Below are 14105 nucleotides of genomic sequence, written 5' to 3'. Positions count from 1 at the left end.
CTTATTGTTTGTATTCGTTCTTGAGTAAGCCGAATTCGACCACATCGACGAACTGACCATCCTTGAAGACAGCCTCGCGACGGCGGCCTTCTTCGCTCATTCCCAGTTTTTTAGCCAGCGCAATCATGCCGGCGTTGTCTGCAAAGGTGCCGCAATGGATACGGTGCAGGTTCATCGCGGTAAAGCCATGCGTCAGCACCAGCTTTGCAGCTTCAAAGCCAATTCCGGTGCCCCAGCAACTGCGCTCTCCGAGCAGGATGGCAAATTCAGCCGATCGCCCCAAGCGATCCCATTTCTGCAGTGCGATATTGCCCACATGCTGCTGCCCTTCGCGCAGCACAATGGCAAGCGTCAACTGGTCCCGATGAGCAACAAGACTACGGATATAATCGCGCGCCGCATCACGGCTATACGGCAGCACATGATGGGAATTGCCCGAACAAATTTCTTGGTCATTCAGCCAGGAAGGATAAGGGCCATCGGCATCCTCTGACTCCAGCGGTCGCAGATAGAGGCGATCGGCTGCTAGAAAAGTTTGCGCTGCGCTCATGAAGCCTCCGTCAATTCTTTGATATGCCCTATCACCTTTTCAAAGGCGGTGGCAATGTCATCGATATCCTGATCATTCAGTCCAGCGTGGATGTAATCGGCATAAACCAATTTTTCAAAATGCATGGTTTCGGTTACCGGGCACAGACCGCGACGGTAATCAAGCGTTCCCTGATAACTTGGATAGGTAAACGGAAAGCCGTTTTTCCCAAAGCCGATACGCTGCTGATACATCGGCTGCAGATACAAAGGCTCTACGTATCCCTCGCCAACCGGCAAGCCTTCTGCTCGCAACGCAGCGACAAAACGCGAACGGGAAACACCATGCAGCGCAGCATCGTACTGGATGGCATAAACGTAATAGCCGTGTTCGATTTCTCCCATCGACTTGGGCGGGATCAGCCCCGGCAAACGTAAGAGCCGCTCGGTCAGACGAGCGGCATTGCGTTGGCGCGGCGCCACCAATTTATCCAGTTTCTTGAGTTGTTCAAACGCAATCGCAGCCTCAATCTCGGTCATCCGGTAGTTGAAACCGATCATATTGACGATATCGGTCTCGCCCTTGGTCTTGACCACGGTTTCGGCATGGTTACGGATCAGGCGCATACGGTCGGCAAGTCGCGGATCATTGGTCACCGCCACACCGCCCTCGCCGCAGTGAATAGTCTTGTGGTAATTCAGGCTGAACACACCGATATGCCCAAGCGTACCAGCCCAACGGCCTTTGTATTTTGCGCCAGGCGCCTGCGCGGTATCCTCAATCACGATCAGGTTGTGCTGGCGCGCCAGTTCCATGATCGGATCCATGTCTGCCGGGTGACCGAAAATATCGACCACGATGATGGCGCGGGTACGCGGTGTGATCTTGGGGGCAATCGTTTCAGCGGAAATACAGTAACTGTCTGGATCAATATCGGCAAATACCGGGATGCCTCCGTACACCACCGCCGCCGCAGCGGAAGCACTCATGGTATAGGGCGAGACAATCACTTCATCGCCCGGCCCGACGCCTGCAGCACCGACTGCAGCATAGAGCCCGGACGTTGCCGAATTCATGGAAACAGCATGTGCAACGTCGAAATGCTTCTCCCAAGCCCGCTCAAGCAACTGCACCCGCTCCCCGCCATAGAAGTCTGCCGACCAAGTACCGAGGAATTTGGACAGAATCGCACCATCCAGCACCCCATTGACCGCACGACGTTCTTCTTCACCCAGGGTATTGTAGGCTGGCAAGGGTTGGGTGCGTACGGGTTCTCCGCCCAGTAAAGCGAGTTCACTTTTCATCTGTCTATTCCTTTTTGCTCGCAACCAGCTCTTCCAGTTGCGTAATTAATCGATTACATGAATGCCCGTCCACAGGAGGCGGTTCTACCACAGATATCCCGTCCAGCAACGCTCCCAGCACATTGACCAGTGCTTCACGGCGATAAACACCCTTGCTCCAGCCAAAACGGTTGGAAGGAAGCGGATCGGTTTTTTGCCCACCGGGCTGATAGCTCAACACCTTGCATCCCAGATAGCATGCTTCCAGTAACAACATGGAGTGAATCCCTATCACGACATCGGCTGCCCGCAGTAAATCATGAGGTGCCAGCGCCATTTCCAGTCGAGTATCCGGCCAAGCCTGGCCCAGACTGGTAAAATCAACAGCGTCCTCGCGGGGGTGCAAACGTACCAGCAAGGCTATTGGGCGTTTCATCTCAGCCAAGACAGCTTCGACCTCTCGCAATACTGCCCGCTCATCAATACCGCCAGTCCGTCCGAGCATCCTGTCCATTTCACACAAAGGCTGGGAGACAAAAACCGCCAGTGATCGGGATTCATCTACACCACATAACCGGCGCATCCGGATTCGTTCATCTGGTGACAAGGGAGCACGTTGCGCCAAGGTCTCCAGCAGTGGCTGCCCCGTGACCACAATGCGCTCTGACGGCAAGCCATCGGCAACCATTTCCCGCTTGGCCCACTCATCCGGCGCGGCGATTTGCGAAGGTAGCACCAGTTCATGCGCCGCATTCAGAAAACGCGCTCGATAGTTGGTCCAGAAATCAATAAAAGCCAGTGACGGGATGCCCTGTTGCTCTGCCTTTTCCCACCACGTCTGCTCAAACATTTCCGGGTTGACCGAGGTTCCTGTCAGCAGGACATCGACGCCGTCCAGTTCAACCGACTTTGCAGCTGCAACCTGCCACCCCTTGGCACGCCAAAGCGTTTCTGCCTGCGCATAAGCATGCAGATGAACGGCATGCCCGGTTTGCTGCAAGAGTTGAATCACGGGAACCAGCGCGTTGGCACCACCCGGATCCCCTGCCACCACGGCGACGCGCATCACGATGCAACCTTTTGTACGGATCGACTGGACAGCGATCTGACCGCAGCTTCTGCAGCGCACAGGGCCGCCAAACCGTCGGCACCGTCACAGACGGGTAACGTCCCTTGATCCAGCGCCACAAGCAGATCTTCCACCGCGTGTAAAAGCAGATCGTGCATGCCGAACTCATCAACCCGCTCAAGACGCGGCAAACGATAGCCGCTGTAATACGGGCTATTGTCCACTCGGTACCACTCAATACGGTGGCCACTTTCAGCCAACCGGATACGACCCAACTCTCCCACGATATCCATCTCAAACAAGGAAAACGCGCGATGATCCAAGCCCGCAAGCTGTGCGATCACCCCGCTTTCAGTGCGCACTTGCACATGCGGTGTCGGGTCGCCTTCATGGCTGGCCGCTCCACTCGCTGTGGCGCGAATTTCAACCAGTGGGCCGAAGAACCAGCGCAGTAAATCCAGCCAATGGCTGCCATTGTGGCGAATACCCTTGCTGTAATAGCCCTGAACCGCTTGAATCGCGCCCAGTTTTCCACCCTGGATTGCATCCCTGACCGCGCGATGTGCCGGACAATAGCGACGTGAATAATTGACAGCCAGCATCACCTTGCGTTTTTCCGCCAGCGCCAGCAATGCCCGTCCCTCCTGAACCGTCAACGCCAGCGGCTTTTCAAGCAATACCGCCCGAGCCGAAGCGGAAGCCAGTGCAAGTCTGGCGACCTCGGCATGAACGGCATCCGGCGCCGCGATGCTAATGATATCGACCTTTTCCTCTGCCAGTAGTTTGGTGGAATCCGCATAACGCCGCGATAGCGGGATGCCATAGCGCTCGCCACAGGCATCGCGTTTCACCGCATCGGGATCAGCAACAGCCCACAGTTCGACGCCGGATGCTGCATGGTAAGCCGCTGCATGGGTGTAGATACCGATCTTGTCAGAATCATTGTCGAACTCGCATCCGATACGGCCGCAACCGATGAGCGCAGCTCGTCGCATCATGCCAGCAAGGTCCAGTCAAATGCCGTGCCGCGCTTGACATCACGACTGGCTGTACGCCCCAGCACCACATCAAGATTTTTGGGCGGCAAGCCCAGTCCCGGCCGGATCGCCCGCACGTTTTCAGCGGTAAAGACTTCACCCGCAGCGACATCCTGCACCACATAGAGAGAGCGTCGGAAGATCATGGACTTCTGCTCGGCCTTGGTGATGCCATAGCTGACCTGCCCGAGCGATTGCCAGGCACGTTCGGTTTCTGTCACCAGCGTCGCCATTTCTTCCGGCTCCAGCGAAAAAGTCGAATCCACACCGCCATCGGCGCGGCGCAACGTGAAGTGTTTCTCCAGCACGGTTGCCCCGAGCGCTACGGCAGCGATGGCTGCGCCGACGCCCATCGTATGATCGGAAAGCCCGACTTCACAGCCGAACAGTTCACGCAGATGCGGAATGGTGCGCACATGGGTATTCTCCGGCGTGGCCGGATATGTACTGGTGCATTTGAGTAGAACGATATCCTTGCAACCCGCAGCACGGGCGGTGCGTACCGTTTCATCCAGATCGGCTACCGTCGCCATGCCAGTTGAGATGATCATTGGCTTGCCTGTGGAGGCAATCGTGCGAATCAGGGGCAAATCGGTATTTTCAAAAGATGCCACTTTGTAGCAAGGCACATCCAGTGTTTCCAAAAAATCCACTGCCGTATCGTCGAACGGTGTGGAAAAACACAGCATGCCCAAGCTCTTGGCGCGATCCATGATTGGCTTGTGCCACTCCCAAGGCGTATGCGCCTCTTCATACAGCTTGTAGAGCGAAGTACCGGTCCAGAGGCTGTCTGGATCGCCGATATGGAACTCCCGCTCATCCAGATCCAGCGTCATGGTATCTGCCGTGTAGGTTTGCAGCTTCAATGCATGCGCACCAGCCTTGGCTGCGGCATCGACGATCTCCAGAGCACGATCCAATGACTGGTTGTGATTGCCGGACATTTCGGCGATCACGAAAGGGGGGGCATCCTGCCCGATGCGGCGATGGCCAATATAAAAAGCACTCATGGCTATTTCTCTTCAGCTTTTTTCAAAACAATATGGTAACGGTGGCCTTGCCAGTCGAAGAACGCCGGATAGCGTTCCGGATCCGCCACACGCAGTAAATTGAACTGGTCTGCAAGGCTTTTTTCCGGATCGATCCGGCTGTCTTCCGGCGTACGGCGGCGGTAAAAACTGCCCTCACCGCTTTGTGTCCGAGGGGATGAAGACTCACAATTTTCCAGAGCCCAATCCATCAGAGCAATTTCACAATCGAACAGTTTGGCATTGATTTCATCAGCAAGCTCGTGCCCTTCCAGGCAAAAAACCTGCTGCACCCAGATGTCGCCGCTATCAAGTGCATCTTCAGCATTGAGCATGGTCAGCGTAATCTCGCGCTTGCCTTCCAGCACCTGCCAGATATGCGGCGACATGCCTCGCCCTTGCGGCAAGGGACTGGCATGCAACACCAGGGCATACCGGTAACGATTGCGTATTTCTGCGCGAATTATTTCTTGGCAGGACACCAGAAAGAGAAAATCGCCACCGCGCAACTGGCTTGAATGCCCCAGAATGGCAATATCGTGCGCAGCCTGTCTGGCACGCCAGGATTCCAGCAAAGGGCGCACCGGATGTCGCGGATCCGTACAGAGCACATCAACCTGATAACGATGCATTACGCACACCCTTCCATCAAAAAATCAGCCACTCGCCGCACACCATATCCATCCACGCACGCCATGCTTTTTGCGCACAAGCAAGAGCGCATCGCATCATCCTGACACAACATTCGAATAGCGTGAATCCACTGCTCAGCCTGCAAACCAGAGGCGCGCCCCAGATATATTTGTGCGCCGGTCCGGGCAAAGGAATCGCTCAAGGCTTCCTGATTGTCGCTCACCGCAGCCACGATCGAAGGCAACCCCAAACACGCCCGCTCCCAAGTCGTAGCGCCACCCGCACCCACAAAAAGATCACACGTCTGCATCAGTTCCGGCATGTAATCAATATCAGCATGAACAGTCAACGCCGCATGCGTCTCACCCAAGCGACGAATTTCTGCCAGTTGCGGGCAGAGTCCCCCCACAACGGCATGCCAGTGCAAATCCGGAAGCGCCAGAACAAACTCCGGCAACAACTTCAGGGTTTCTCCCGTGGGATCGCTCCCTCCGAAACTGACCAGCACATTCTGCACGGCGCCAGACGGATTTCGTTGCATCCTAAATTGAACAAACCGTTCCGCTAGCAGCGCATAAGATGGGCCAAGCAGCATGTGGCACAACGGTGAAACCAAACTCTGATAACGCGCCGCCGGATCATGATGCAGATTCTGGTCAAGCAAACCATCGCAATCATGCTTACGGTCCGCCTGGTCGTCGATCACCAAAATCCGCCCCGCATAGGGACGCTGGCACGCCTCCCAATCCGCATCGCAACCGTAATGATCAATGATCAACCAATCCGGACGGATCGCCGCCAGTCTGCGTGCGGTGGATTCGGGGGTATTGTCAGGCAGCAGCAGGCATTCATGCCCGCGCAGGCAAATGCGATCGGCCAAAGCGCCGATCGTATCCTGAGTCAAAAAAATGATCTGTGCACCACGACCTGCAAGCTCATCTGCCAGCGTCAGACAGCGCATTACATGACCACTGCCGATCTTTGCGGAGGCATCTGCCCGGATCGCCACGCGCATCAAGCGGCCCCGCCAGCCTTCCATGCCTGGAACAACAGTTCTGCACGACGCCAGTCTTCTTCAGTATCAATGTCCTGCACCAAATGGCGCGGCAAGATAATCGGCAGCGAGGCTGGGGCAAAGAACGGCGCTCGATCCAGCCAGGCACGGGTCCGACCCCAGTAGAATTGCCCGGCATCATGGAAGGCTTCTTCAAGATCTTGCGATCGGGTATTCCGAAACTCGGGATGCAAGGCCTCGACCCCACCGTCCGGGCGAATCCGGATAGCCCGCTGAATCGGAAAGGGGAATGAGGTCACGGTAAAGGCATAATCGGCATCCGCCTTCGACTGCAAAATCTCCAGCCCTTGACGGACGTAGCGCGCCTGAACCATGGGGGCCGTGGCATAGATGCAGCAGGCATATTCCACCGGGATGCCATTATCCAGACACCACAGCACGGCATGCCGGATAACATCGACGGTAATGGCATGATCATCGGAAAGGATTTCCGGACGCATAAACGGTACGTCCGCACCGGCCGCGCGCGCCACCTCGGCGATTTCCGGATCATCAGTCGAAACCATAATCCGGTCAAAAACACCTGACTCTTTCGCGGCACCAATTGAATACGCGATCATGGGTTTGCCAAGAAACGGTTTGATGTTTTTCCGTGGGATACGCTTGCTTCCTCCCCGTGCAGGAATAATGGCTACTTTCATGTTCAACCTCTCAAACCTTTCAATACCTGCTCAATCACATAATCCTGATCCTCGTCACTCAGTCCTGCATAGAGCGGCAAGGAAATGGCCCGTTCGTAGTAGTCCTCCGCATACGGGAAATCGCCCCGCCTGAACCCTAAACGTCCGAAATCAGGCTGGGTATGCACCGGAATATAGTGGACATTGACGCCGATCCCCGCTGCACGCAAGGCATTGAACAAAGGACGACGCTGTTCTGGGCGCAAAGTCTGAATGATAAATAGATGCCATGCCGGATCTGTACTTTCAATCACGGATTGCAACTGAATCGGCGCATCGGCAAAAGCCTTCTGGTAACGCGCGACCAGTTCACGACGCCGCGCCACAAAACCATCCAACCGGATCATCTGACTTTCACCCAACGCAGCCTGCATATCAGTCATCCGGTAATTGAACCCGAGCGCCACCTGCTGGTAATACCACGCTCCTTCATTTTCACCCTCCATCAGATCAGGATCGCGGGTAATGCCATGGCTGCGCAACAACAGCAACTGACGATACAATTTCTCGTCATTAGTCACCACCATACCACCCTCTCCGGTCGTGATGATTTTGACCGGGTGAAAACTGAATACCGCCGCATCACTGAAAGAACAAGCCCCCACGGGTAGCCCTCGATAACTGCCTCCAATCGCGTGCGAGGCATCCTCCAGAAGTCGGAAACCATAGCGATCCGCCAACTGGCGGATATTGGCCATATCACAGGATTGCCCAGCAAAATGAACGGGGATGAGCAATTGCGGCAAGCGGCCCGCTCGCTCAGCCTCTGCTAGTTTCTTGGCAAGTTTGTCAACAGAAAGATTCAATGTATCCGGATCGATATCGACAAAATCGATCACCGCACCACAATAGCGCGCACAATTGGCACTGGCGACAAAGGTATTAGGCGAAGTCCATACCCGGTCACCAGGCTTGATACCCATGGCGAGACAGGCAATATGCAATGCCGCAGTCGCGTTGCATACGGCCACTGCATAACGAGCTCCACACCGTGCGGCGACAGCCGCCTCGAAACGGGCAATCGCGGGACCTTGCGTCAACCAGTCGGAGCGCAATACAGCCTCAACTGCGGCAATATCGGCATCATCTATGGACTGATGGCCATATGGGATAGATCGCTTTGTTTTCATGTTTTCCAAGTGTTTCGTTTTCTTAAATTATCACGCCACCTAAAATACCACCCCTAAACAGGCTGGTCTGTTCATGACTATTGAATTCAATCATTTTAAAGCGGCCTCAATCTGCGCCAGCACGCCGCTCCAGTCACCCGGTTTTTGCTGACGGAAAATCTGCATCGAAGGATACCACGGGCTGTCATGGCATTCCGTCAGCCAGAAATTGCCACTGTCGAATTTGAGCATCAGCCACACCGGCTTGCCCAGCGCGCCGGCCAGATGCGCCACGGCGGTATCGACTGTAATGACAAGATCCAGTTCTTCAATGGCCGCGGCGGTTTCCGCGAGATCGGTCAAGCGCGGCGCCAGATCGACCATCCAAGCCGGGGCCGGCTCATCCTTCTGCAAGCTGTACCAACGGATATTCCCGACTTCCGCCAGCGTATCCAGCAATTCCGTATCGATGCTCTTGCGCTGCTGCTCGCGCCCGGCTCCGTATTTTCCGGAACGCCACACCAGGCCGACCTTGTGCCGAGGCTCGCCGGAAAACACATTTTGCCAGCGGGCTCGCGCCTCATCGGGTGCCTTCAGGTATGAAACGAACGACGGCACCGTATACAAAGTGGTGCCAAACACGAAAGGCAGGCTCATCAGCGGACATTGCAGATCGGCCGCATGGGAGCTGCCGTCGACCGCGCGCACGATGACCTGCGGAAATGAATCCTGGAATAACCGGACCAGCGGCGCATCGCATTCCAGCACCACTTCGGCAAAGCCCGTCGCCAGAACCTGCGGCAGGTAGCGCACCATCTGCAGGCTGTCGCCCAGCCCCTGCTCCGCCCACAGCAACAACTTGCGCCCCAGCCCCGGTTCGCCCTGCCAGCGCGGCAGGTGTCCATGCCGCTGCAGTTGTTCGCCACCGGCAAAGGTATGCCAGCGCTGTTCGTACAACTCGAAGCCGCGAGCATAATCGCCGCGGATCAGGCAAACCACGCTCAAATTGCCCAGCGCCTGCGCGAAACCTGGGCGCAAGGCGAACGCGCGCTCGAAACTGGCAGCGGCCTCGTCGAAACGCGCCAGTTCCTTGAGGATATTGCCGTGGTTGTAGAGCACCTCCGGCGAATCGGGGCTGGCTGCCATGGCTTGTTCAGAATGAAGCAGGGCTTCTTCAGCGCACCCCGTATCCAGCAATGCCGCTGCGAGATTGTTGCGCGCCTCGACATAGCCGGGCTTGATCTCCAGCGCGGCGCGGTAGCAGTTGATTGCTTCTTCCTGTATCCCCCTGTCGCGCAGGATGAAGCCGAGGGTGTTGTAGCCTCTGGCAAAACGCGGATCGTGCCCCAGCGCCTCGCTCACGAGCTTGAGCCCCAGTTCGGATTTGCCCGACTGGTGCGCCAGCAAGCCCAGGAGGTGCAGGACATCCACATCCTTTGGCGCCTGTTCCAGCACCTGCTGATAAGCCGCAGCCGCCTCGGCCAGTCTCCCGGCCTGATGATGGGCGACGGCCTGATTCTTCAGCTCTGCCAGTTTTTCCCCGCTCATGATATTCACGTCAATTGCCCATGGTCATATGACAAGGCGTGCACGCGCCGCTCATGCATTCCAGAATCTTGTGCACTTTCTTCATGGCTGCCGCAAAGGCATCGTTGGCGGCATCCAGATGGATTTCCGTTGCGCTGTCATGCTTGCCGGCAGCCCAGTTGGAGACCACGGCCAGCATGGCATAGGGCACGCCGAGTTCGCGGGCCAGCGCCGCTTCCGGCATGCCGGTCATGCCGACCATGTCGCCGCCATCGTTCTCGATGCGCTTGATCTCGGCTTTGGTTTCCAGGCGAGGTCCCTGCGTACAGGCATATACCCCGCCGTCGCGCGCGCAGTTGGCCACGCCTCGCACGGCACGCAGAATTTCCTCGCGCAGATCCGGGCTGAAAGGCAGGGTAAAGTCGACATGGGTCACGGGCCTGTCCGCACCCTCGAAATAGGTATGCTTGCGCGCCCAGGAGTAATCGATGATCTGGTCGGGAATCACCACCGTACCGGGCGGCAGGTCTTCGCGAATTCCGCCCACCGAGGCCACGGCAACAATGCCACGCACTTTCTGCTGCGCCAGCGCCCAGATATTGGCGCGATAGTTGATTTCATGCGGCGGGATGGTGTGGCCGTAACCGTGACGTGCAATGAACACGACTTCGTTGCCGTTGATTTCGCCAAAGGTCAATGCGCCGGAAGGATCGCCATACGGGGTGCGGACAACCTCGCGGCGGGTGATGTTGAGATTGGCCAGTTGGGTCAGGCCGGTTCCGCCGATGATGGCGAGCATGGAAACACCTCGATCTTGATACTTTACTTGAAGTTGAATCTTAGGCTCTGCGCAACTTGCCGTCCATCCCAAGCTCATCCATCAAAACAGAACTCGCCAGCCAGCACAAAGCAAGCACAGGACACATATTCATGGCTTATCATGAGATTCAACCAACCAGCGCGCGGGGCGCATCATGTTCAAACGTCTGCTTGCACTGTCCGGCTTCCTGCTGACACTGGTCCTGCCCACCTCTTTTGCCAGCACGCCGCCCCTGCTCGAAACCATCGGCGCGGAACGCCCCGTCCAGCTCAAGGCAGTGAAAGTGCAAGGCAAGCTCGCGGGGCTGTTGGCGCACACCACGTACGAGCTGACCTTTTACAACCCCAATGCGCGGCAACTGGAAGGCCAGTTGCGCTTGCCGCTGCTGGACGGCCAACAGGTCAGCGGGTTTGCGCTCGATTTCGGCAAGGATTTCCGCCCGGCCGTTCCGGTCGAAAAAGCCAAGGGGCGGCAGATTTTTGAAGAGACCGTGCGCCAGCGCGTCGATCCGGCCTTGCTGGAATCCACCGGCGGCAACCAATTTCGCCTGCGCGTCTACCCCATTCCGCCGCAAGGCGAACGCCGCGTCCAGATTATGGTCAGCGAGATCCTGCGCCCCGGTCCGCAAGGCTTGCGTTACCGCCTGCCCTTGCAATTTGCCAAGGGTGTCGCCGATTTTCGCCTGAACGTTGAGGCACAAGGTCTGCAAAGTGCACCTGTCCCGGTCAATTCGATCGCCCCCCTCACTTTCCGTCGCGAAGGTGACATATTCCGCGTCCAGAGCGGAAATCGCGCGCTCAATCCGCAGGGCGAGCTGGTTCTTGCGCTCAAGCCGGACAGCAAACCGCAGGTCTACACCCAAACCTTTGACGGCGACACCTACTTCCTGGCCGCCGAGCCGGCGGGATCGCGGAACATGAAACCCAGAGCCATTCCCAAGGTTGTCGGCCTGCTGTGGGACAGCTCCGGTTCGGGCGCCGCGCGCAAACTCGACAGCGAACTCGCCTTGCTGGACCGTTACTTCAAGGCGCTGGGCAATGGCGAAGTACGGTTGCAGCGTTTGCGCGACCAGCCCGAGGCCGTCGAGGTTCACCGCATCGTGAACGGCAACTGGAGCAGCCTGCGCAAGGCATTGCAGAACACGCAATACGACGGCGCAACCCGTTTCGATTTCGCCGTCCAGCCCGAAGTGCGCGAATACCTGCTGTTCAGCGACGGGCAAACCAATTACGGCGAGGATCGTTTCCCGGCCCTCAAACCCGGCACGGCAGCCAATTCTCCCAAACTGTTCGCCATCAATTCGGCCTCCGGTGCTGATACGGATCGACTTGCAGCGCTCGCCGCCCGTCATGGGGGCTGGCTCGTCAACCTTTCCGGTTCGGTCGACGAAGCGGCCAAGGCGCTGCTCAACGAAGGCGCGAAGTGGAATGACGAGCCGCAAGGCGAAGGCGTGGACCAAATTGTTATCGCCAGCCAGCGCGCGGAAAACGGCCAGTTGCTGGTTGCCGGCCGCCTGACTGCATCGCAAGGCAAACTGCACGGAGAAATCGCTGCCGGCTCCGGATCGAAAACCGCCATCAACCTGACCATCCGCAAACAAGCCAACGATACGCCCGGAATCGCCCAGCACTGGGCAACCCTGCGCATGGCGCAACTCAATGGCGAATATCGCTTTAACCGTGGCGAAATTCGCCGCCTGGGTTTGCGTTTCGGCCTACCGAGCCGCGAAACCTCGCTGATCGTGCTCGACCGGGTAGAAGACTACGTGCGCCACGACATCGTTCCGCCCGCATCGCTGCGCGACGAATTCGAGCGCCAAAGAGCCCGCAAGCGGCAACAAATCGATAGCCGCCGCCAGAAGCAGATCGAATCGGTCGTGGCCCAATTCAAGGCCAGGATTGCCTGGTGGGAAAAAGACTTCCCCAAGGATGAACCACCCAAGAAATCTTCTGCCCCGAAAAAAGCAGCCAGAGCAGAAAGCGCAATGGCAGAGCAAAGAATGGCCGACGAAGCCCCCCGCCCTGCCCCGATGGCGATGCGGGCGCCTGCCCCGTCCATGGCCAAGAGCGCAGGTGCCCCGGCGCGTGACGACCAAGCGGCACAGATCGGCATCACGCTCAAAAAGTGGACGGCGGACACACCCTATCTCAAGCGCCTGCAAGCCACCGAAACCGCCGATCTCTATCGGGCCTATCTGGATGAAAAACCGAGCTGGGCCAACAGTTCGGCGTTCTATCTGGACGTGGCCGACCACTTCATGGAACGCGGGCAAAAAGCGCTGGCCCTGCGCATTCTCTCCAACCTCGCGGAAATGGATCTGGAAAACCGCCACATCCTGCGCCTGCTGGCCTATCGGCTATTGCAGATGAAGGAAGCCAAACTGGCCATCCCGGTCTTACAGGAAGTACAGCGCCTGTCTGAAGAAGAGCCGCAATCCTTCCGCGACCTGGGTTTGGCCTACGCCGCCGCCGGTGAGCCGCAAAAGGCCATCGGCCAGCTCAACGAAGTCATCGTTCGCCCTTGGGACGGGCGCTTCGCCGAAATCGAACTCATCGCAGTCGGGGAGCTCAATGCCATTGCAGCCAAACATCCCGAACTCGATACAAGCAAGATCGACCCGCGCCTGTTGCGCAACCTGCCGCTCGATCTGCGCGTGGTACTGACTTGGGATGCGGACAACAGCGACATGGATCTCTGGGTCACCGATCCCAACGGCGAAAAATGCTACTACGGACACCGGAATACCTATCAGGGCGGGCACATGTCGCGCGATTTCACCGGCGGTTACGGGCCGGAAGAGTTCCTGCTCAAGAAAGCCAAGCCCGGCAAGTACAAGATTGAAGCCAACTTCTATGGCAATCGACAGCAAATCGTTGCCGGCGCCACCACCCTGCAACTCAACCTGTTCACGCACTTCGGAACAGTGCGGCAGAAACAGGAATCCGTCAGCCTGCGCCTGAAAGGCAGCCGGGAAACCGTGTTTGTCGGGGAATTTGAAGTCAAATAATTGATCCTAAATTATTCACCACAGAGGCACGGAGAGCATAGAGAAAAACAAACACGAGCCATGCAAACTTGAGGTTCGATTTTCTCCCTGTCTCTGTGACTCTGTGGTGAAACAGGTGCTGTTCATTCCAAGCGCGTTCCGCCGCTCGTCACCACCCCCTCCTTACATCAAAAATTACCAAAAACATCTTGCACTGCAGTACGGAACGCCTGATAAAATCAATAAACAAATTTAAATCTATTTAAATTTTTAGCCGCACGAGCTCGCGCCATGTGAGTCCTTGATGCCCATCATCGTACCCAGACGCC

General features: G+C 57.1%; 12 protein-coding genes. 1 reads left to right on the top strand and 11 read right to left on the bottom strand.

What is annotated here, in order from left to right:
- Position 1 precedes the first annotated feature (1 nt).
- From BMZ36_RS01060 to BMZ36_RS01010, 11 genes are all read right to left on the bottom strand, one after another.
- The gene (locus BMZ36_RS01060) at positions 2-550 is read right to left on the bottom strand and encodes a GNAT family N-acetyltransferase (RefSeq protein WP_091189878.1); all 549 of its coding nucleotides are present in this window, start codon (positions 548-550) and stop codon (positions 2-4) included.
- Positions 547-1833: a DegT/DnrJ/EryC1/StrS family aminotransferase gene (locus BMZ36_RS01055; protein WP_091189875.1), complete on the bottom strand. Its 1287-nt coding sequence runs from the start codon at positions 1831-1833 to the stop codon at positions 547-549. The genes BMZ36_RS01060 and BMZ36_RS01055 overlap by 4 nt, the downstream gene beginning before the upstream one ends.
- A 4-nt stretch (positions 1834-1837) precedes the next feature.
- Positions 1838-2881, bottom strand: coding sequence for a UDP-N-acetyl glucosamine 2-epimerase (locus BMZ36_RS01050; protein ID WP_143085938.1), 1044 nt, complete (start codon positions 2879-2881; stop codon positions 1838-1840).
- Positions 2878-3879, bottom strand: coding sequence for a Gfo/Idh/MocA family protein (locus BMZ36_RS01045; RefSeq protein WP_091189869.1), 1002 nt, complete (start codon positions 3877-3879; stop codon positions 2878-2880). Before BMZ36_RS01045 ends, BMZ36_RS01050 begins: the two co-directional genes overlap by 4 nt.
- Positions 3876-4928, bottom strand: coding sequence for a pseudaminic acid synthase (pseI, locus tag BMZ36_RS01040; RefSeq protein WP_091189866.1), 1053 nt, complete (start codon positions 4926-4928; stop codon positions 3876-3878). Before pseI ends, BMZ36_RS01045 begins: the two co-directional genes overlap by 4 nt.
- 2 nt (positions 4929-4930) lie before the next feature.
- Positions 4931-5578, bottom strand: a complete 648-nt coding sequence (locus BMZ36_RS01035; RefSeq protein ID WP_091189863.1) for a formyltransferase family protein — start codon at positions 5576-5578, stop codon at positions 4931-4933.
- Positions 5578-6594, bottom strand: coding sequence for a UDP-2,4-diacetamido-2,4,6-trideoxy-beta-L-altropyranose hydrolase (pseG, locus tag BMZ36_RS01030; protein ID WP_177187724.1), 1017 nt, complete (start codon positions 6592-6594; stop codon positions 5578-5580). Before pseG ends, BMZ36_RS01035 begins: the two co-directional genes overlap by 1 nt.
- Positions 6594-7295, bottom strand: a complete 702-nt coding sequence (pseF, locus tag BMZ36_RS01025; protein WP_091189858.1) for a pseudaminic acid cytidylyltransferase — start codon at positions 7293-7295, stop codon at positions 6594-6596. Before pseF ends, pseG begins: the two co-directional genes overlap by 1 nt.
- Before the next feature lie 2 nt (positions 7296-7297).
- Positions 7298-8464, bottom strand: coding sequence for a UDP-4-amino-4,6-dideoxy-N-acetyl-beta-L-altrosamine transaminase (gene pseC, locus BMZ36_RS01020; protein WP_091189855.1), 1167 nt, complete (start codon positions 8462-8464; stop codon positions 7298-7300).
- 90 nt (positions 8465-8554) lie between these two features.
- A complete protein-coding gene (locus BMZ36_RS01015) occupies positions 8555-9991 on the bottom strand; it encodes a tetratricopeptide repeat-containing glycosyltransferase family protein (RefSeq protein ID WP_091189851.1) in 1437 nt (478 codons plus the stop codon).
- 10 nt (positions 9992-10001) lie between these two features.
- Complete coding sequence (locus BMZ36_RS01010) at positions 10002-10769, bottom strand: S-methyl-5'-thioinosine phosphorylase (RefSeq protein ID WP_091189846.1); 768 nt, start codon at positions 10767-10769, stop codon at positions 10002-10004.
- Between the two features lie 175 nt (positions 10770-10944).
- Here BMZ36_RS01010 and BMZ36_RS01005 point away from each other — a divergent pair, with 175 nt between their 5' ends.
- The gene (locus BMZ36_RS01005) at positions 10945-13797 is read left to right on the top strand and encodes a DUF2135 domain-containing protein (protein WP_091189842.1); all 2853 of its coding nucleotides are present in this window, start codon (positions 10945-10947) and stop codon (positions 13795-13797) included.
- Positions 13798-14105: the final 308 nt, after the last annotated feature.

It is taken from the genome of Formivibrio citricus (genome assembly GCF_900115065.1).
Lineage (GTDB): Bacteria > Pseudomonadota > Gammaproteobacteria > Burkholderiales > Chitinibacteraceae > Formivibrio > Formivibrio citricus.
The sequence above is the reverse complement of the archived record's forward strand: the minus strand, read 5'-3'. Positions and strand labels throughout refer to the sequence as shown.

Coding starts and splice junctions, on each gene's coding strand:
- BMZ36_RS01060 (WP_091189878.1), bottom strand. CDS start 550: ATGAGCGCAGCGCAAACTTTTCTAGCAGCCGATCGCCTCTATCTGCGA.
- BMZ36_RS01055 (WP_091189875.1), bottom strand. CDS start 1,833: ATGAAAAGTGAACTCGCTTTACTGGGCGGAGAACCCGTACGCACCCAA.
- BMZ36_RS01045 (WP_091189869.1), bottom strand. CDS start 3,879: ATGATGCGACGAGCTGCGCTCATCGGTTGCGGCCGTATCGGATGCGAG.
- pseI (WP_091189866.1), bottom strand. CDS start 4,928: ATGAGTGCTTTTTATATTGGCCATCGCCGCATCGGGCAGGATGCCCCC.
- BMZ36_RS01035 (WP_091189863.1), bottom strand. CDS start 5,578: ATGCATCGTTATCAGGTTGATGTGCTCTGTACGGATCCGCGACATCCG.
- pseG (WP_177187724.1), bottom strand. CDS start 6,594: ATGCGCGTGGCGATCCGGGCAGATGCCTCCGCAAAGATCGGCAGTGGT.
- pseF (WP_091189858.1), bottom strand. CDS start 7,295: ATGAAAGTAGCCATTATTCCTGCACGGGGAGGAAGCAAGCGTATCCCA.
- pseC (WP_091189855.1), bottom strand. CDS start 8,464: ATGAAAACAAAGCGATCTATCCCATATGGCCATCAGTCCATAGATGAT.
- BMZ36_RS01015 (WP_091189851.1), bottom strand. CDS start 9,991: ATGAGCGGGGAAAAACTGGCAGAGCTGAAGAATCAGGCCGTCGCCCAT.
- BMZ36_RS01010 (WP_091189846.1), bottom strand. CDS start 10,769: ATGCTCGCCATCATCGGCGGAACCGGCCTGACCCAACTGGCCAATCTC.
- BMZ36_RS01005 (WP_091189842.1), top strand. CDS start 10,945: ATGTTCAAACGTCTGCTTGCACTGTCCGGCTTCCTGCTGACACTGGTC.